The 16,672-nt window shown below is 68.0% G+C and carries 17 protein-coding genes; 8 read left to right on the top strand and 9 right to left on the bottom strand.

The window, feature by feature from the left end; genetic code table 11:
* Positions 1 to 93 precede the first annotated feature (93 nt).
* Positions 94 to 648 carry a MarR family winged helix-turn-helix transcriptional regulator gene (locus G4D77_RS03060; RefSeq protein ID WP_154834597.1) on the bottom strand — a complete coding sequence of 185 codons (555 nt, stop codon included), beginning with the start codon at positions 646 to 648 and terminating at the stop codon, positions 94 to 96.
* A gap of 117 nt (positions 649 to 765) precedes the next feature.
* Between G4D77_RS03060 and G4D77_RS03055 the strand changes: the two genes are divergently transcribed.
* Together G4D77_RS03055 and G4D77_RS03050 are read left to right on the top strand one after the other, a co-directional pair.
* On the top strand, positions 766 to 1,617 hold the full coding sequence (locus G4D77_RS03055; RefSeq protein WP_034367241.1) for an EamA family transporter: 852 nt from the start codon (positions 766 to 768) through the stop codon (positions 1,615 to 1,617).
* A gap of 46 nt (positions 1,618 to 1,663) precedes the next feature.
* Positions 1,664 to 2,299, top strand: coding sequence for a nitroreductase family protein (locus tag G4D77_RS03050; RefSeq protein WP_154834596.1), 636 nt, complete (start codon positions 1,664 to 1,666; stop codon positions 2,297 to 2,299).
* A 28-nt stretch (positions 2,300 to 2,327) separates the two neighbouring features.
* Here G4D77_RS03050 and G4D77_RS03045 read toward each other — a convergent pair whose 3' ends face one another.
* Positions 2,328 to 2,687 (bottom strand): hypothetical protein, encoded by a 360-nt coding sequence (locus G4D77_RS03045; RefSeq protein ID WP_154834595.1) that lies wholly within the window; start codon positions 2,685 to 2,687, stop codon positions 2,328 to 2,330.
* 290 nt (positions 2,688 to 2,977) lie between these two features.
* Between G4D77_RS03045 and nikR the strand changes: the two genes are divergently transcribed.
* The 3 genes from nikR (at position 2,978) to G4D77_RS03030 (ending at position 6,316) form a co-directional block, all read left to right on the top strand.
* Positions 2,978 to 3,436 carry a nickel-responsive transcriptional regulator NikR gene (nikR, locus tag G4D77_RS03040; protein ID WP_016448139.1) on the top strand — a complete coding sequence of 153 codons (459 nt, stop codon included), beginning with the start codon at positions 2,978 to 2,980 and terminating at the stop codon, positions 3,434 to 3,436.
* A gap of 89 nt (positions 3,437 to 3,525) precedes the next feature.
* The gene (locus G4D77_RS03035; RefSeq protein WP_154834594.1) at positions 3,526 to 5,589 is read left to right on the top strand and encodes a TonB-dependent receptor; all 2,064 of its coding nucleotides are present in this window, start codon (positions 3,526 to 3,528) and stop codon (positions 5,587 to 5,589) included.
* A gap of 10 nt (positions 5,590 to 5,599) precedes the next feature.
* Positions 5,600 to 6,316, top strand: coding sequence for a DUF4198 domain-containing protein (locus G4D77_RS03030; RefSeq protein ID WP_209669438.1), 717 nt, complete (start codon positions 5,600 to 5,602; stop codon positions 6,314 to 6,316).
* A 38-nt stretch (positions 6,317 to 6,354) separates the two neighbouring features.
* On the opposite strand, the gene G4D77_RS03025 is transcribed toward G4D77_RS03030, so the two are convergent.
* Entirely contained in the window at positions 6,355 to 7,377 is a 1,023-nt protein-coding gene (locus tag G4D77_RS03025) for a tripartite tricarboxylate transporter substrate binding protein (protein ID WP_154834592.1), read from the bottom strand.
* Positions 7,374 to 8,696, bottom strand: a complete 1,323-nt coding sequence (locus G4D77_RS03020) for an arylsulfatase (protein WP_070080985.1) — start codon at positions 8,694 to 8,696, stop codon at positions 7,374 to 7,376. Before G4D77_RS03020 ends, G4D77_RS03025 begins: the two co-directional genes overlap by 4 nt.
* Positions 8,697 to 8,846: 150 nt before the next feature.
* Between G4D77_RS03020 and G4D77_RS03015 the strand changes: the two genes are divergently transcribed.
* Positions 8,847 to 9,743: a LysR family transcriptional regulator gene (locus G4D77_RS03015; RefSeq protein ID WP_013802902.1), complete on the top strand. Its 897-nt coding sequence runs from the start codon at positions 8,847 to 8,849 to the stop codon at positions 9,741 to 9,743.
* A gap of 56 nt (positions 9,744 to 9,799) precedes the next feature.
* Here the strand turns inward: G4D77_RS03015 and G4D77_RS03010 are convergent, their stop codons facing one another.
* Positions 9,800 to 11,098, bottom strand: a complete 1,299-nt coding sequence (locus G4D77_RS03010) for a D-amino acid dehydrogenase (RefSeq protein WP_154834591.1) — start codon at positions 11,096 to 11,098, stop codon at positions 9,800 to 9,802.
* 114 nt (positions 11,099 to 11,212) lie between these two features.
* Here G4D77_RS03010 and G4D77_RS03005 point away from each other — a divergent pair, with 114 nt between their 5' ends.
* Together G4D77_RS03005 and G4D77_RS30785 are read left to right on the top strand one after the other, a co-directional pair.
* Positions 11,213 to 11,698, top strand: coding sequence for a winged helix-turn-helix transcriptional regulator (locus G4D77_RS03005; protein ID WP_016448134.1), 486 nt, complete (start codon positions 11,213 to 11,215; stop codon positions 11,696 to 11,698).
* A gap of 809 nt (positions 11,699 to 12,507) precedes the next feature.
* Positions 12,508 to 13,260: a DUF11 domain-containing protein gene (locus G4D77_RS30785; protein ID WP_227740781.1), complete on the top strand. Its 753-nt coding sequence runs from the start codon at positions 12,508 to 12,510 to the stop codon at positions 13,258 to 13,260.
* 25 nt (positions 13,261 to 13,285) lie between these two features.
* On the opposite strand, the gene G4D77_RS02995 is transcribed toward G4D77_RS30785, so the two are convergent.
* The 4 genes from G4D77_RS02995 to G4D77_RS02980 are packed head-to-tail and all read right to left on the bottom strand — an operon-like array spanning position 13,286 to position 16,588.
* A complete protein-coding gene (locus tag G4D77_RS02995; protein WP_016448132.1) occupies positions 13,286 to 13,876 on the bottom strand; it encodes an HD domain-containing protein in 591 nt (196 codons plus the stop codon).
* A 46-nt stretch (positions 13,877 to 13,922) separates the two neighbouring features.
* Positions 13,923 to 14,783: a phosphodiesterase gene (locus tag G4D77_RS02990; RefSeq protein WP_154834589.1), complete on the bottom strand. Its 861-nt coding sequence runs from the start codon at positions 14,781 to 14,783 to the stop codon at positions 13,923 to 13,925.
* Positions 14,770 to 15,831, bottom strand: a complete 1,062-nt coding sequence (locus tag G4D77_RS02985) for an ABC transporter ATP-binding protein (protein WP_154834588.1) — start codon at positions 15,829 to 15,831, stop codon at positions 14,770 to 14,772. The genes G4D77_RS02990 and G4D77_RS02985 overlap by 14 nt, the downstream gene beginning before the upstream one ends.
* Positions 15,821 to 16,588: an ABC transporter permease gene (locus G4D77_RS02980; protein WP_126312014.1), complete on the bottom strand. Its 768-nt coding sequence runs from the start codon at positions 16,586 to 16,588 to the stop codon at positions 15,821 to 15,823. The genes G4D77_RS02985 and G4D77_RS02980 overlap by 11 nt, the downstream gene beginning before the upstream one ends.
* Positions 16,589 to 16,672 lie beyond the last annotated feature (84 nt).

Below are 16,672 nucleotides of genomic sequence, written 5' to 3'. Positions count from 1 at the left end.
AGCACCTCTTTTGCCAAAAGCGTTCCCGGGTCATGACGAAGGGCGTGAGCACCACGACCGTCGCCAGTTCCAACGACCTGGACATACGCCAGTTCAGGGGGCAGGGCGGGTGCCCTCCTCAGGCCCGCCCTCCAGCACGCGCAGCAGCAGAGACAGCCGCTGGTCCAGCGCGGCCAGTTCGGCGGCGGGCATGGGCGCCAGCATGGCGCGCTCGTTGTCCAGGTGCGCTTCCACGGCGCGGTCTATCAGCTCCAGCCCCTGGTCGGTGAGCTGCACCAGCATGCTGCGCGCGTCCTGCGGGTTGGGCAGGCGCTGTACCAGGCCGCGCGTCTCCAGGCTTTTCATGCGGTGGGTCATGGTGCCCGAGGTGACCATGAGCGTGGAGAACAGGGCCGTGGGCGTGAGGCAGAAGGGCGCGCCCGAGCGGCGCAGCGTGGCCAGCACGTCGAACTCCCACATGGTCATGCCGAAGCGTGCAAAGCATTCCTCCAGCCGCTGCTCCAGCAGGGCGGCGCAGCGCTTGATGCGGCCTATGGGCCCCATGGGGCTGGGGTCCAGGTCCGGGCGTTCGCGGCGCCATTGGGCCAGGATGGTGTCGACATGGTCGGGCAGGCGTTGGGAGGAGGGTTGGGAGGGGGGTTGGGTCATTTGTCTTGATTTTAAGATAAATCGTGCATAATGGGTTTGTCTTGAATTGAAGATAAATCCATGTCCTCCTCCTCATCGTCCTGTGCCTCCACGGCCCCTGCTGCAGCCAGCGCTGCCATGTCATGGCGCGACATCCTGCTGACCGCGCTGGCCCCCGCCATCTGGGGTTCCACCTACATCGTCACTTCCGAACTGCTGCCGCCGGACCGGCCGTTCACGGCCGCGCTGATCCGCGTGCTGCCGGCCGGGTTGCTGCTGGTGCTGTTCACGCGGCGGCTGCCAGCGGGTTCGGGCTGGTGGCGGCTGGCGGTGCTGGGTGCGCTGAACATCGGCGTGTTCCAGGCGCTGTTGTTCGTGGCGGCCTACCGGCTGCCGGGCGGGCTGGCGGCCGTGCTGGGCGCCGTGCAGCCGCTGCTGGTGATGGCCCTGGCCTGGGGGGTGGACGGGCGCTCCCCCGCGCGGCTGACGCTGTGGGCCGCCGTGGCGGGCATTGCGGGCATGGCAGTGCTGCTGCTGTCGCCGCAGACGGTGTTCGAGCCCGTGGGCATGGCGGCGGCGCTGGCCGGCGCGGTGTGCATGGCGGCCGGCACGTGGCTGACGCGGCGCTGGCGCGTGGACTTGCCGGTGCTGGCGCTGACGGGCTGGCAACTGCTGTTTGGCGGGCTGATGCTGCTGCCGCTGGCCTGGTGGGTGGATGCGCCGCTGCCCGCGCTGTCTCTCACCCAGCTGGGTGCCTATGCCTACCTGTGTCTTGCCGGCGCGCTGCTGGCCTATGTGCTGTGGTTTCGCGGCATCGGGCGGCTGCCTTCGGTGGCCGTGTCGTCATTGGGCTTGTTGAGCCCGCTCACGGCCGTGGTCCTGGGCTGGGCGCTGCTGTCGCAGTCCATGACGGGCATGTCCTTCCTGGGCCTGCTGGTGGTGCTGGCCAGCGTGCTGGTGGTGCAGTGGTCGGCTTCGCGCGGCGCCTGAGTTTCTGGCATCGAGGTTCCTCTTTTTTTCCCACTGAGCGTTTCACATGACTTCTTCCGAACTTTCCTCCATGCCCATCGGGCAGGCCATCGCTTCGCGCGTTTCCGCAGACCGTTTCGAGCCGGGCCGCCCGCTGGCCGACGAAACCCTGGCCGCGCTGGTGGCCCAGGCCTCGCTGTCCCCGTCGGCCTACAACCTGCAGAACTGGCGCTTCATTGCCGTGCGCACACCCGAGGCCAAGGCGCGCCTGAAAGCCGCCGCCTATGGGCAGCAGAAGGTGGAGGACGCCTCTGCCGTCTTCATCGTCTGCGGCACGCTGGCCGCCCATGCGCGGCTGGCGGAGTTCTTGCAGCCCAGCGTGGACAGCGGCGTGATGAGCCAGCGCACGGCCGATGGCTGGGTGGCGCAGGCCCATGCCGCGCATGCGGACAACCTGCAGTTGCAGCGCGACGAGGCCGTGCGCTCGGCCTCGCTGGCGGCCATGACGCTGATGCTGTCCGCCCAGGGCCTGGGGCTGGCCAGCTGCCCCATGGTGGGATTCGATGCGGAACTGCTGGCAGCGGGCTTTGGCCTGCAGGCCCACGAACTGCCCGTGATGCTGGTGGCCGTGGGCCACGCGGCCGGCACGCTGCGCCCGCAGAAGACGCGCAGGCCGCTGGCCGACATCCTGGCCTACGCCTGAGCGTGGGATGGGTTGGCGGGGCGCGGGCTCAGCTGGCAGGCTGCAGCTGCATGCCCAGGCGCGAGAACAGGATCTGCCGGCCGTCGCCCTGCAGGCGCTGTATCACCATGCCACCATCGCGGTGCAGGTAGATGCGCAGGGCGCTGCCGTTGCCGGGATCGTGGTCCAGGTAGCAGGGGTCCTTGTCCAGGTCCTTCCAGCCATGGGGCTCGACCAGCCGGCGGCCGGCGATGCGGCGCAGCTCGGACTCGGGCGCCGCGAAATAGGTGTGGGTCTGCAGCCACAGCGTGCGCAGCTGTTCGAAGGCCTGGTCGCGAGAAGAACAGGCGGGCGCAGCCTCCAGCAGGGACAGCAGTATGTCCAGAAGCTGATCGAATGAATACTGCATGCCGCGCCCCTTTCAGCGATCGACGGTGCGCACCGCGCATCCTCGATCAGCGTAACCGGATATGGCGCGAATGTGAACAAAGCATGACCGTGGTGGTTTGTCGCTATTGCCAGTCCGTACCGACAGTGATTGGCGCGGCTGTTGCATGTGGGGCATGTGGGGCATGTGAGGCATGTGGGGCAAGGGCCTGGATGGCCGGACAATGGCCGGCAGATCCGGCGTGATGCCTGTCTTTTGCGCCTGCCCCGCTGTTGCCGCCATCTTCCTGTTTCCCTTCACTTGTGCTGCCCATGGAACGCTTCACCATCTCCATCGACGACGACCTGGCCCGTGATTTCGACGGCTGGATCGCCGCGCGCGGCTACGACAACCGCTCCGAAGCCATACGCGACGTGCTGCGTGCCCACCTGGCCCAGGTGCGCGAGCGCGAGGACGCCGACGGCCTGTGCGTGGCCAACCTGTCCTATGTCTACAACCACCACGAGCGCGATCTGTCCGAGCGCCTGGCCAGTCTGCAGCACGACCACCATGAGCTGCACATGGCCACCACGCACGTGCACCTGGACCACGAGCAGTGCATTGAAACCGTCATGCTGCGCGGCCCGGCCAGCGCCGTGCGGCGCTTTGCCGACACCATCACGGCCGAGCGCGGCGTGCACCACGGCCAGCTCAACGTGGTGATGGTTCGCAGGGCAGAGCCTGGCGGGCACGATCACGCGCACCACCATCCGCATTCGCACGACGATTGAGCCAGCCCGGGGCCGGGCGCCTTGCGCAGCCCCTGTCATGCAGGTCGGTATGAAGTTTGCTTTTTTCTTCATACAACTCCTGGAAACGCATGACACATCCCCTGAATTCCCCTTCCCGGCGCCTTGCCGTGCACCAGATTGCAGCAGCTGGCCTGCTGGGCCTGGGTTGCATTCCCCATGTCGGTGCACAGCAGGCGGGCGACGCCACGGCCAGCCTGCAGCCTGTCGAGGTCAAGGGCCAGACCGCGCGCGGCGCCTCGGCCGCCTACACCACCAGCGTGATCGAGGCCGAGGACATCGCCAACGCCCATGTCAGCCATCCGCAGGAGTTGCTGCGCCAGGTGCCGGGCATGAATGTGCAGAACTACCAGCTGTCCGGCGTGGGTGACGCCATCGTCATGCGCGGCTTCGGCGGTGGCGGGCACGGCGGCGACGTGGGCGTGGTGCTGGACGGCATTCCACTGAACGAGGCCATGTCGCATGCCGACGGCTATGTGGACCTGGGCGTCATCGTGCCGCTGGAGATGGAGCGCATCAGCATCTACAAGGGGCCGGTGTCGGCGCTGTACGGCAACTTCAACCGCGCAGGGCTGATGGCGATAGAGACGCGCAAGCAGGGCGACTACACCCCCTACCGCGAGGCCGACGTGAGCCTGGCCTCGCACGGCACGCTGGACGCTCAGGCGGCGCTGGGGCTGAAGCCGGGCGATGGCGAGTTCCTGAACCTGGCGGCCCAGCACTACCGCACGGACGGTTTCCGCGCGCAGTCGCAAATGCAGCGCAGCACGGCATCCCTGCGCTGGAGCAAGCGGCTCTCGTCGCAGCTGGAAGTGGCGCTGTCGGCACGGCTGCACCACGGCGAGGGCGACTCGCCTTCGTACCTGACGGCGGGGCAGTTCGCACGCGATCCGCGTGGCATCGATCCGCGCGCCATGAACGATGGCACGCGCAAAAACTTCGCCACGCTGCGCGCCGATGTGCAGTACGCGCTCTCGCCACGGCTGACCTGGCTGGGCTATGCCTACACCACGCAGCAAAGCTTCACGCGCTGGTTCAGCCGGCCCATCGACGCACTGCAGTGGCGCCAGCGCGAGGAAAGCTATGACCGCGCCGTCTATGGCGCAGGCACCAGCCTCAATGGCCGCCATGCCACGGCGCTGACCCCGATCAACTGGGTGGCGGGTCTGGAGGCCGTGCGCGAATCCACCGACTACCAGTTCTACGACGGCCTGCAGTGGCGCGAGCGCACGGGCGCTGCCCTGGATGACCGCAATTCCAGGCTCAACACCCTCTCGGCCTTTGCCGAGGTGGATGCGCCCATCCACCGCCTGCTGCAGCTGTCCGCCGGCCTGCGCTGGGATCGCTTCACGGGCGGTTGCCGTCCCAACGGCCCCGAGACGGGCAGCGACCCCTGCGGCCCGCTGGCGCGCACCTCGCATGCCAGCCCCAAGCTGGGCCTGCGCTCGCAGGTGGCGCCGGGTGTGCTGCTGCGCGCCAGCTGGTCCGAAGGATTTGCGCTGGCCAGCGATTTCGCCAAGTACGCGCTGGGCGCCGCGCAGCTCGATCCCAACATCTTCCGCCAGACTGAAGTGGGCGCGCAGATCAAGCCCATGCCGGGCCTGGTGCTGGATGTGGCCGCCTATCGCCTGCAGTCCTCGGGCGAGATCCGCAACGTGGCGCCCGGCGTCTATGAGAACTTCGGCGCCACGCGCCGCACGGGCGTGGAGGCCAGCGCGCTGTGGGCCGTGCGCAAGAACCTGGACTTGCAACTGGCCTGGGGCAGCGCCCATTCGCGCGTGACCGAAAACGGCAACCCGGCCCTGGTCGGCAACCAGGTGGCCGGCGTGCCCCGGCAGACCGCCACCGTGGGCCTGGCCTGGCGCCCGCTGGCGCAGTGGGAGGGCACGCTCACCTGGCGCCGCGTGGGCCGCTATGCCGTCACCGCCGACAACAGCGTCTTCTACGGCGGCTACGCCACCTGGGACCTGGGCCTGAGCTGGCGCCTGCCTTCGGCGCGCAGCCGCATCTACGCCGTGGTCTCCAACCTGGGGGACAAGGCCTATGCCACGTCGGCCTCGGTCATCCGCGGCGTGCCGCTGTTCGCGCCCGGCGCGCCGCGCACGCTCAAGGTTGGCGTGCAGACACAGTTTTGAGGAGGAAAAAATGAAATCCAACCCCTGTTTCACATCCGTTGCAACCGCCGCATTCGTGGTCCTGCTGGCCTGCGCGCCGCTGGCCCAGGCCCATAACGTCTGGCTGGAGCCCGATGCCGACGGCGCCTACACCGTGCAATTCGGCGGCCATGAGGGCCAGCTGGAGAACTTTGCGGCCGGCAAGCTCAAGAGCGTTGAGGCCTATGACGCGCGCGGCCGCCGCATCGACGTGGCCGTGCAGCCCGTGCCCGGCGGTGCCCGCGCCACGCCGGCGCGCAAGGCCGCGCTGCTGGCCGCGCATTTCGACAACGGATTTTTCAGCCGCGTGGGCGAGGGGCCGATGGTTGAAAAGCCCATGACCGAGAACCCCGGCGCCACCAGCGGCGTGCATGCGCTCAAGTTCCACAAGACCATCCTCGAATGGGGCCCGGTCACCCGCGAGAAGCTGGGCCAGACCCTGGAGATCATCGCCAAGACCCGCCGCTCGCCCCACGCGGGCGAGCCCCAGCAATTCCAGGTGCTGCTGAACGGCCAGCCCCGGGCCGGCGTGCGCGTGTCGCTGGGAGAAAGCGGCCCCCCACTGGCAACCGATGCCGACGGCCTGGTGACCGTCACACCGCGTGCCGGCATGAACCAGCTGCTGGCCATCGTGCGCCTGCCCGTGGCAGGCGACGCGCGCACCACCAGCCTCAGCTACGAATACCTGCTGGGGTTCTCGGCGCATTGAAAGGGGCTGGCGGCCCGGCCCTGCCCGGCGCTGTGGGGTCAGTCCAGCGCCAGGCGCCGGTCTGCAGCCAGCTTCTTCCACTTGGCGTTGTCCTGGGACATGAAGCGCTGGATCTCGGGCAGGGACATGGGCGTGGCCACGGCCCCGGCGGCCTGCAGCGTGGGGCGCAGCTCGGGCGACTGTATGGCCTGGTTGATCCATTGGTTGAGCTGGGCCAGCCGCTCGGGGGCCGTGCCGGAGGGCACGGCCACGGCATACCACTGGGTGGCCTCGTAGCCGGGCACGCCGGCCTCGCGCATGGTCGGTACATCAGGCAGGCTGTCTATGCGCGTGGCGCTGGTCACGGCATAGGCCTTCAGCCGGCCCGACTGGATGTGCGGCAGCACGGGCGTCACGCCCAGCATGGCCAGGGGGATCTGCCCGCCCACCACATCGGTCACGGCCTGGCCGCCGCCCTTGTACGGCACATGCACCATGCTGGTGGCCGCCAGGGCGTTGAGCAGTTCGCCGGCCAGATGCTGGGAGGTGCCCGTGCCCGAACTGGCGTAGCTCCATTGGCCCGGTTTGGCTTTCATGGCGGCTACCAGTTCGCCCAGGCTGCCGGCCGCACCAGGGGCAGGGCCCACCAGCACCATGGCGCCCCGGGCCATCACGGCCACGGCGGTCAGCTCGCGGCCCACCTCGGGTTGGCGTGGGCCGGACAGCTGCGGTCCGGGCACGGAGACCAGGGTCAGGCCATCGGCAGGCGCCTTGGCCGCCGCCTGCAGGCCGATCGCGCCCGAGGCGCCCGGCCGGTTCTCCACCACCACGCTGACACCGGCCCTGGCCTCCAGTTGCCGGGCCACATGGCGGGTCAGCACGTCCAGGCTGCCGCCGGGCGCAAAGCCCACGATCCAGGTGATGGGCTTGCCCTGCGGCGCGTGCGCCGGGGAATCGGCCGCGCGGGCCGTGGGCAGTGCAAGGGCCAGCAGGGCTGCGGCGGCCAGGGGGCGCAGTGCATGGCGGCGGGTGGTCGGCAGGCAGCCGCTGGCCTGCGGGGCGGGTAGGGGTGCGCAGGTCATTGGTCGGGGGCGCCGGGCGCGGTGTTGGGGTGTGCCTTGCAGCTTTCGTTGAAGCGCTGGACCATGGTCAGCATGGGGTTGAGCACCCAGGTGTTGAAGATCAGCACGTCATGCTCCTCCTTGGGATCGCGCACGATGTTGAACAGGTAGGGGGACTCCAGCTTGCCCTTGCTCTCGTTGACCTCGGGCTCCCAGTAGAAATGCAGCTTCCAGTCGCGCCACTTCGCGGCCCGCAGCTGGTCCTTGATGTAGAAGAGAAAGCCCTCGCGCGCGGACCGGGGCTCGCCCAGCAGGAAGGCCGTCTGGTCCAGGCCGTCGATGGGCCGGTCCTGCGGCACGGCGGCGCCCGCCACCGCCGCCAGGGTGGAGAAGATGTCGGTCACGTGCATGATTTCATTGCTGGTGCGCCCGGCCTGGATGCGGCCCGGCCAGCGTGCGATGAAGGGCACGCGCAGGCTGCCCTCCATGGCCGTGTGGTAGGTGCCGCGCCAGGGGCCGGCCGTGCCGCGGTAGGGCTGGCGGAACTCGGGGCCGTTGTCGCTGCAGAAGATGAACAGGGTGTCCTCGCGCAGGCCGAGCCGGTCGATCTCGTCCGAGATCTGGCCCACGCGGTGGTCCATCTCCACCATGGAGTCGGCAAAGTCGCCCTGGCCGGTGCGGCCCGCGAAATCCGCATGCGGCAGCGTGGGAAAGTGCAGGTGCACCAGGGGCAGGTACAGGAAGAAGCGGCGGTCCCGGGCGTGGTTGCGGCGCATGAAGTCCAGCGAGCGCTCCACCAGCTCGGCATCGATGTTGCGCCGCGATTCCAGGTCATAGACCTTGACATCGTCCGAGGGCGCGCCCGCGCGGCCTTCCATGATGTGGGGCAGGGGCGCCACCAGGGGGTCGTAGCCCGTGGTCGCGGTGAACTGGCTTTCGTCCGTGGTGCGCGGAATGCCGTACCACTCATCGAAACCCCGGTCCGAGGGATAACGGCCCGGAATGTCCCCCAGATGCCATTTGCCGAAATGCGCCGTGGCATATCCCTGGGCCGACAGCAGCTGGGCCAGCGTGGTCTCGCCGCGCGTCAGGCCCTGGGGCAGCCCGGCCGGCACCGATTGCAGGGCACCCGTGCGGATGGGGTGGCGCCCCGTCATCAGGGCCGAGCGCGTGGGCACGCAGTCGCTTTCCACGTTGAAATTCTGCAGCAGCAGACCCTCGGACGCCAGCTGGTCGATGCGCGGAGTGGGCGCGCCGCGCAGCGCACCGCCGCCGTAGCAGCCCAGCTCGCCCCAGCCCAGGTTGTCCGCGACGATGAGCACGATGTTTGGTGGGTTCATGATGTGGCTCAAAAAGTTTCCATGCCAAAACTCTAGCCACAAGCCCTGTCTTGGTGATAACCAAACCAGCGAAAATCGATGCACATCTGGAATGGCTTTGCTCGACAATGTAGCAAGCTTTCTCGTTTTTCTTCGTTGACAAGGAATGGCATGACGGGATTTGCCTATAACGAGCTGGCCTGCTTTCTGGCCGTGGCCGAGCATGGCCATTTCGGGCGTGCGGCCGCTGCCCTGCAACTGACCCAGCCGGCCGTCTCCAAGATCGTGCGCCGCGTGGAGCAGGGCGTGGGAGCGGCCCTGTTCACGCGCGGAACGCATGGCGTGGCGCTGACCAGCAGCGGCCAGCTGTTCATGGAGCCCGCGCGCCAACTGGTGCTGCGGCATGAGGAGACGATGCGCGCCGCCAGCGACATCCAGGCCCAGCATGTGGGCCTGATCCGCCTGGGCTTCACGCAGGCCACTTCGGAAAGCCGCGCCACCCGGGCCGTGGCCGAGCTGCTGCGTCGCCGCCCCGGCCTGCGCGTGCGGCTGACCGTGGGCAAGTCCGACGACCTGGAGCGCGCGCTGCTTGACGGCAGCCTGGACCTGGCCGTGGTGCCGTCCTACCCGGGCCATGCCACGCGCTGCGCCCAGGTGGTCATTGGCGAGGACGAGCTATGGGCCGCCGCACGGCCGCGCCACCCGCTGTTCCAGCTGGCGCTGGAGCAGGGCCTGAGGTTCGGGCATTTGCAGGGCTACTCCTGGGCCTTGCCGGCACCGGGCGCCGCCGTGCGCAAGGTGGTGGACGAGGCCTTCGCGGCCCAGGGCCTGGGCGCGCCCACCGTGGCCCTGGAAATCCAGCACAACACCGAGGCCACCATCGACATCGTGGGCCAGACCGACCTGCTGTGCTACGTGCCCAGCCATGTGCTGCGCAGCAATCCCGAGCGCCTGCAGTCCCTGCCCATCCCCGAGCTGCGCACGCGCCGCAGCTGGCTTCTCATCAGCCACCCCAAGGCCCATTGGTCGCCGCTGATGTCCGCGCTGCGGGACCTGACGCTGGGGTAGCGGCCCGTTCAGCAGGGCCGGGGCAGGCCGCCTCAAGTGTTCAAGATGTCTTGCGCTCAGGCGGAGACGGGGGTGGAACTGCCCCCCAGGTGCCGGGCCGGCCGGTGCGTGTAGCGGTCCAGGGCCAGGCCGTCGGTGCTGATTTCCGGGCTGCGGCCGGTGATCAGGTCGGCGATCAGCCGGCCCGAGCCGCAGGCCATGGTCCAGCCCAGCGTGCCGTGGCCGGTGTTCAGGAACAGGTTGGAGTAGCGCGTGGCGCCGATGATGGGCGTGCCGTCCGGCGTCATGGGCCGCAGCCCGGTCCAGAAGCTGGCGCGCGCCACGTCGCCGCCCGGGAACAGGTCGTTGACCACCAGCTCCAGCGTGGCGCGGCGGCGCGGGTCCAGGCGCAGGTCGAAGCCGCCCAGCTCGGCCATGCCGCCCACGCGGATGCGGTCGTCAAAGCGGGTGACGGCAATCTTGTAGGTCTCGTCCAGCACGGTGGACTGCGGCGCCAGCGCCGGGTTGCCCAGCGGCACGGTGAGCGAATAGCCCTTGACCGGGTACACGGGCAGGTCCAGCCCCAGCGGCTCCAGCGCCTGGCGCGAGTAGCTGCCGAAGGCCATCACGTAGCGGTCGGCGGTCAGCAGTTCGCCATTGACGCGCACGCCGGCAATGCGGCCGCCTTCGACCACCAGGCCATCCACGTTCTGGTTGAAGCGCAACTCCACGCCCAGGCCGGTGGCGATGCGGGCCAATTCATTGGTGAAGCGGTGGCAGTCGCCGGTCTCGTCCTTGGGCAGGCGCAGGCCGCCGGTCAGCCGGTCGCGCGCCTGGGCCAGGGCGGGCTCCACTTGGGCCAGCTGGTCGCGGTCCAGCAGTTCGTAGGGCACGGCGCATTCGCGCAGCACGGCCACATCGCGTTCCACGGCGTCCAGCTGGGCCTGGGTGCGGAACAGCTGCAGCGTTCCGCCCGTGCGCTGCTCGTAGGCGATGCCGGTGTCGGCGCGCAGCTGCTGCAGGCAGCTGCGGCTGTACTCGGCCACGCGCATCATGCGTTCCTTGTTGACGGCGTAGCGCTGGGCAGAGCAGTTGCGCAGCATCTGCGCCATCCAGCGCAGCTGGAACAGGCTGCCGTCCAGGCGCACGGCCAGCGGCGCGTGTTCCTGCAGCATCCACTTCAGGGCCTTGAGCGGAATGCCGGGCGCCGCCCAGGGCGTGGAGTAGCCGGGCGAGACCTGGCCCGCGTTGGCAAAGCTGGTTTCGGACGCGGGCGCAGCCTGCCGGTCCAGCACCGTGACCTCGGCACCGGCCCGCGCCAGGTAGTACGCACTGGTCACGCCGATGACGCCGCCGCCAAGAACAAGGACTTTCATGGGATTCACCGCCAGGTCAACAAGATGAAATCAAAGTCTATTGACGATGAGGCAGTGGAAACCACTGAAATATTGATACTCTCCAGTGATTGATCATCCCCGGGAAGCACCGCCATGGCCGCCAGAAGTGAAAACCGCGTACTCGACCGCACCGACCGCAAGATCCTCGACATCCTGCAGCGCGATGGCCGCATCTCCATGACCGAGCTGGCCGAGCAGGTCAGCCTCTCGGCCACGCCCTGCTCGGAGCGCGTGCGCCGCCTGGAGCGTGATGGCGTGATCACCGGCTACCACGCCCATCTGTCGCCCGAGGCGCTGGGCAAGACGCTGCTGGTGTTCGTGGAGATCAAGCTGTCTTCCAAGTCGGGCGAGGTCTTTGACAAGGTGCGCCAGGAACTGCTGCACGTGCCCGACGTGCTGGAGTGCTTCCTAGTCTCGGGCAGCTTCGACTACCTGGTCAAGGCCCGCCTGGGCGGCATGCGCGAGTACCGCCGCCTGCTGGGCGACATCCTCAAGAAACTGCCCGTGCCGGCCGAGTCGCACAGCTATGTGGTGATGGAAGAGGTCAAGGAGACGCTGGCGCTGCCTGTGGATCGGTGAGGGAGCCGTCCTCGGTGTTCCAGGGTCGGATCTACCCCCATTCCTCATTGTTATTTACTGTTTGAAACGTTTGTCACAATAGATTTGATTCAAATGGGGTATTGTGCGATCCAATCAAAATGGATATTGGACGGCAGATCGGTTGTTATGAAGTTCCGCATTCATCGGCGCTCTCCGTTGAAAAGTAGGCAGGACGGCAACTTGGAGTTTCATTCCAATGGCGGTATTGCAAATATTTGTCATTGAATGGTGAATTTTTGGGATTGGTGATTTTTAAAGTTCAATGTCAGTGATAACTTGATAGCTCAAATCTATCTATCGCTGGGAGTTCTATGAAAAATCACGCCCTCATGGCTGCCTTGATGGCCGGTGCAGCAATCTCGGCCTGCCCACCCGCCAGCGCGCAAGTGACGCGTTACTTCGGGGAGATGAGAACCTCCTACTCGGATTTCCAGGATCGCACGGCTTGTCCCCTGGGGCCTCACGGCTCATGCCAGGATTTTCCGAGGACCGCCCGCCTGGCCGGCTGGTTTGAAACGGCCGCACCCTTGCAGCCCGACCTGGACGAGAGCGAAATAAGGGCGCTGGTCACTTCCTATAGTTTCTCGGACGGATTGACCACCTACAGCAGTGCCGACCCGGATGTGCGCGCATTCATTTTCAGGGTTTCCACGGACAGTGGGTCCAATATCGTGAGAAACAGAATCCACCTTCAACGCTGGCTGACGGGAAGCAATCCGCACCGCTCCATCAATGGCGTTGGCCCGGGTGGATCTCCCAATGATGTGGATATGCTGAGCCGGTTTGAAATGGCCACGGAACAGGTGGCGGCCGTGAACAACGCGATGTGCGCTTCCCTGTTCTCGGAAACATCCCAGCAGGTCAGCCATTCGGGTGAGAGCGACACCTGTCTGGGGACCTATGAGATGCCCGACAACGGCGTGTCCGTTGCGTGGACCGGGGCGCCCGTGCAAAACCAGAACGTCATGTCCTGGCACAGGGAGGCCGTGCATCCTGCCCTGTCGTTGACCCACAGCATCTCGCCCGCAGGCCAGGTGCAGGCGGGGCAGGAGGTGCGCTACACCATCACCGTCAGGAATACGGGGACCGTGGCCGCCACCCAGGCGCAGATTGCCGACAGCCTGCCTGCCGGCCTGGAGCGCGCCACCTGGACCTGTACGCCCGGCGCCAGCACGCCATGTCCCGTGGCGTCAGGCTCCGGATCGCTGGCGGTCACGGTGCCCGTGTTCGCGGCAGGAGACTCGCTGGTGTTCACCGTGATGGCCAGCGTGTCCAACCCGGCGCCCGCAACCATTACCAATGTGGCCACCGTGGATGCCGGGGACCCGGCGGTGCAGTGCATGCAAGCAGGGCAGGTCGTGGGAACGGTGCCGTGCATGGCTTCCGCGTCCATCAATACGGTGGCGGCTTTCCCCGGCGGTGGCCAGGTGACCCCCGTGCCGACGCTGCAGCACACAGCCCTTGCGGTCCTGAGCCTGCTGGCCGCAGCCATTGGATGGAGGGGGCTGGGGCGGCGCCAGCGGGTCGGCGCGGGCCGCTGACGCGGCCACAGGGGCGCTGGCGCAGCTAGGTCGCGCTGGCGTCCTGCGCGGCGGCGCCCATTTTCTGGCGCGTGTCCTCGTCGAGCAGGCTGCGCACCTGGGCGAACAGAGGATCGGCGCCCGTGTACTTCCTGCCGTAGCCCAGGTTGAAGCCGTAGTCGAAATCCTGCGGATTGATCCCCTGGTTGTGCTGCAGGATGGTCTCCAGCTTGTCCAGGGCCTTGACGGCGCGGGCCTCGGGGGTGGCGGCGTCTTCGTACTCCTGCCACAGGGCCATGATGGCGTCGCGGTGCCCGGGCTGCAGCGAGCGGGTCAGGTGCAGCAGGTCGGCCTTTTCCTGCGCGCTCTTGTCGGGGTGCTGGTTCTTTTCCACAGCGGGGATGTCGCCGTGGATGGCCTCGCCCAGGTCGTGGATCACGCACAGCTTGAGCAGCTTGAGCATGTCCAGCTGTGCGAACTGGTCCTCGAAGGCGATGGCCATCAGGCACAGGCGCCAGCTGTGCTCTGCCGTGCTTTCGGTGCGGCCGGTGGAGGTGTGGGCGCTGCGCAGCACGCTCTTGAGCTTTTCCGCCTCGCGCAGGAAGTCCAGGCGGCCCTTGATGTTGTTGATATCCATGGCGGATATTCTCGTCGGCTTTCACCAGGGCCGCGCGCGTCCGGGCTCAGTCGATCAGCCGCCCCTGCGCATCCCAGAACGGGTGCGGTCCGTCAAACTGGCCGCTGGCCACGGCATGGCTGACCAGCCGGCCGCCGGGCGGCAGGGCGTGCAGCATGAAGCCGGGCGGCTCCAGCGTCCAGGCCGATGCGGCGTCGGGCGCCAGGTCCAGGCAGACCTGGTGGGCGGGCGCGGGCGAGGTCATGGCCACCGTGCCGCCGAAGGCGACCTGGATGCTGCGGTGCAGGTGGCCGCAGATCACGCGCTGCACGTTGGGGTGGCGGCGCACCAGGTCTTCGAGTGCCTGCGCACCCTGCAGCAGGCCGATCTTGTCCATGTGGCCTATCAGGGTCTCGAAGGGCGGGTGGTGCATGGCGATCACCACGGGGCGGCCCTCGCTGGCGGCCAGTTGCAGCTCCAGCCATTGCAGGCGTTCCTCGCACAACGCGCCCTCGCTGTGGCCGGGCACCACGGTGTCCAGCGCGATCAGCCGCAGCGCGCCAATGTCCACGGCGTACTGGATGAAGCCTTCGCTGCGCAGCCAGGGATGCTCGGGAAAGGCGGTGCGCAGCGCGTCGCGGTCATCGTGGTTGCCGGGCAGCAGGTAGACGGGCAGGGTGCCCAGCGGTGCCAGCAGGCTGCGCAGGTGGGCGTATTCGGCAGGCCGGCCGAAGTCGGTCAGGTCGCCGGTGATCACCAGGGCGTGCGGTAGCTGGGGCAGCGCGAGCACGCTTTGCACGCTGCTTTCCAGGTACCGGGCGGTATCAATGCGACGGTAGGTCAGGCGGCCGGGTTCGCGGATATGCAGGTCGGTGAGCTGGGCCAGGAAGGTGGTCATGGAGGGGCGCAGGGTTTCAGGCGTGGGCATGGTTGGGCATCCATTGGTGGGGGGCGATGCGCAAGGCCACGCGGTCGCCCGATTGCGCGGCGTGGTCGCGGGCCACGTCGGCCATCAGCGGCGTGTGGCCCGCCAGTTCCAGCGTGAGCTGCAGGCGGTCGCCCAGGAAGACGCGGCGCGCCACCGATGCGGGCACGGCGCCCGGCGTGCCGGCGGCGCAGACCTCGATGTCTTCAGGGCGCAGCAGCAGCCGGGCCGCGCCCGTGCATTCGGCCGGACAGGCCAGCTCCATGCCGGCCAGCGCCAGCCGGTTGCTGCGCGCATCGTCTTCGCTGCGTTCGACCTGGTTCACTCGCCCCAGGAAGGTGGCGACAAAGGGATGGGCCGGGCGGCGGTACAGGCTCTCACCGTCGCCCACCTGCAGGATGCGGCCTGCCTGCATCACGGCCATGCGGTCGGCAATGGCCATGGCCTCCTGCTGGTCGTGCGTGACGTGGACGGCGGTGATGCGCAGCTGGCGCAGCAGCTGTGCCAGCTCGTCACGCAGGGTTTCCTTGAGCTTGGCGTCCAGCGCGGTCAGCGGCTCGTCCAGCAGCAGCACGCGCGGGCGCGATGCCACGGCTCGGGCCAGGGCCACGCGCTGGCGCTGGCCGCCGGACAGTTCGGCCGGGCGCTTGTGCTCCAGGCCGTTCAGGCGCACCAGGTCCACCAGTTCGCCCACCACGCGGCGCTGCTCCTGCTCGGACGCGCCGCGTATGCGCAGGCCGTAGGCTATGTTGGCCTGCACGCTCATCTGCGGGAACAGCGCGTAGTGCTGGAACACCATGCCCACCTGGCGCTTTTCTATGGGCACGCGGGTGACGTCGGTGTCGCCGAAGGCGATGCGGCTGCCCGCATCCGGCGTCTCCAGCCCCGCGATGATGCGCAGCAGCGTGGTCTTGCCGCAGCCCGAGGGTCCGAGCAGGGCCAGCACCTCGCCGGGCTCCACGCGCAGGTCGGTGGCCTGCAGGCCGCGCGTTCCGTCGGCATAGGTCTTGGCGCATTGCCGGATGTCGATGGCGACGCTGTTACTTTCCATAATGCTTCTCGATGAAATGCCCCAGCGCCTGCAGCAGCCACATCACGGGCAGGATGACGATGAGGAAGATGAGGGTATAGGCTGAGCCCACCTCGATGCGCATGGACGCATAGCTGTCGGCCAGGCCCACGGGCAGGGTGCGCGTCAGCGGCGTGTGCAGCATCCAGGTCAGGTTGAACTCGCCCATGGACAGGGTGAACACCATCAGGCAGGCAGCCACGATGGCAGGCAGCACGGCAGGCACCAGCACGCCCAGGAAGCGCTGCGCGAACGAGGCGCCCAGGCTGCGCGCAGCCTCCTCCAGCGCCACCAGCTCCTGGCGGCGCAGCGCCGAGCCCACCATGCGCACCATGAAGGGCAGGGTGAACACCACATGGCCCACCAGGATGAAGGCAAAGCTCTGGCGGAAGGCGGCCACGCTGCCATAGGCCAGCAGCAGGGCCAGGGCGCTGGCCAGGCCCGGAATGGCCACGGGCAGGGTCAGCAGCTCCTCGAAATGCCGGGCCCAGGGCGAGCGGCTGCGCGCCAGCGCATAGGCGCAGGGCACGCCCAGCACCAAGGTCATGGCCACGCAGGCGCAGGCCAGCAGCAGCGACATCAGCACGGTATTGCCGTAGCCGGCCCAGACCTCGGCCAGCCAGCGCGTGGTCAAGCCACTGGCCAGGCCCTGGCCGTAGTTCTGCACCAGCCCGGCCAGCACGGACAGCAGCATGGGCGCCAGCATGAACACGGTGACGGTGGCGGTCACCAGCCACATCAGCGGTGGCATTTTTGGCCGCCGGGCCGCCCCAAGGCAAAAAGCGGCCCCTTCGGGGGGCAGCGGACCTTGCGCTGCAAGGGC

The sequence above is a fragment of the Delftia sp. WY8 genome, assembly GCF_018437695.1.
Lineage (GTDB): Bacteria > Pseudomonadota > Gammaproteobacteria > Burkholderiales > Burkholderiaceae_C > Comamonas > Comamonas tsuruhatensis.
The sequence above is the reverse complement of the archived record's forward strand: the minus strand, read 5'-3'. Positions and strand labels throughout refer to the sequence as shown.

What these genes read in the sequence shown, in the direction of transcription:
- G4D77_RS03030 (WP_209669438.1), top strand. Translation starts at nt 5,600, where the DNA reads ATGAAATCCAACCCCTGTTTCACATCCGTTGCAACCGCCGCATTCGTG.
- G4D77_RS02980 (WP_126312014.1), bottom strand. Translation starts at nt 16,588, where the DNA reads ATGTGGCTGGTGACCGCCACCGTCACCGTGTTCATGCTGGCGCCCATG.
- G4D77_RS30785 (WP_227740781.1), top strand. Translation starts at nt 12,508, where the DNA reads ATGGCCACGGAACAGGTGGCGGCCGTGAACAACGCGATGTGCGCTTCC.
- G4D77_RS03050 (WP_154834596.1), top strand. Translation starts at nt 1,664, where the DNA reads ATGACTTCTTCCGAACTTTCCTCCATGCCCATCGGGCAGGCCATCGCT.
- nikR (WP_016448139.1), top strand. Translation starts at nt 2,978, where the DNA reads ATGGAACGCTTCACCATCTCCATCGACGACGACCTGGCCCGTGATTTC.
- G4D77_RS03060 (WP_154834597.1), bottom strand. Translation starts at nt 648, where the DNA reads ATGACCCAACCCCCCTCCCAACCCTCCTCCCAACGCCTGCCCGACCAT.
- G4D77_RS02995 (WP_016448132.1), bottom strand. Translation starts at nt 13,876, where the DNA reads ATGGATATCAACAACATCAAGGGCCGCCTGGACTTCCTGCGCGAGGCG.
- G4D77_RS03010 (WP_154834591.1), bottom strand. Translation starts at nt 11,098, where the DNA reads ATGAAAGTCCTTGTTCTTGGCGGCGGCGTCATCGGCGTGACCAGTGCG.
- G4D77_RS03020 (WP_070080985.1), bottom strand. Translation starts at nt 8,696, where the DNA reads ATGAACCCACCAAACATCGTGCTCATCGTCGCGGACAACCTGGGCTGG.
- G4D77_RS02990 (WP_154834589.1), bottom strand. Translation starts at nt 14,783, where the DNA reads ATGCCCACGCCTGAAACCCTGCGCCCCTCCATGACCACCTTCCTGGCC.
- G4D77_RS03055 (WP_034367241.1), top strand. Translation starts at nt 766, where the DNA reads ATGTCATGGCGCGACATCCTGCTGACCGCGCTGGCCCCCGCCATCTGG.
- G4D77_RS03025 (WP_154834592.1), bottom strand. Translation starts at nt 7,377, where the DNA reads ATGACCTGCGCACCCCTACCCGCCCCGCAGGCCAGCGGCTGCCTGCCG.
- G4D77_RS03005 (WP_016448134.1), top strand. Translation starts at nt 11,213, where the DNA reads ATGGCCGCCAGAAGTGAAAACCGCGTACTCGACCGCACCGACCGCAAG.
- G4D77_RS03035 (WP_154834594.1), top strand. Translation starts at nt 3,526, where the DNA reads ATGACACATCCCCTGAATTCCCCTTCCCGGCGCCTTGCCGTGCACCAG.
- G4D77_RS02985 (WP_154834588.1), bottom strand. Translation starts at nt 15,831, where the DNA reads ATGGAAAGTAACAGCGTCGCCATCGACATCCGGCAATGCGCCAAGACC.
- G4D77_RS03015 (WP_013802902.1), top strand. Translation starts at nt 8,847, where the DNA reads ATGACGGGATTTGCCTATAACGAGCTGGCCTGCTTTCTGGCCGTGGCC.
- G4D77_RS03045 (WP_154834595.1), bottom strand. Translation starts at nt 2,687, where the DNA reads ATGCAGTATTCATTCGATCAGCTTCTGGACATACTGCTGTCCCTGCTG.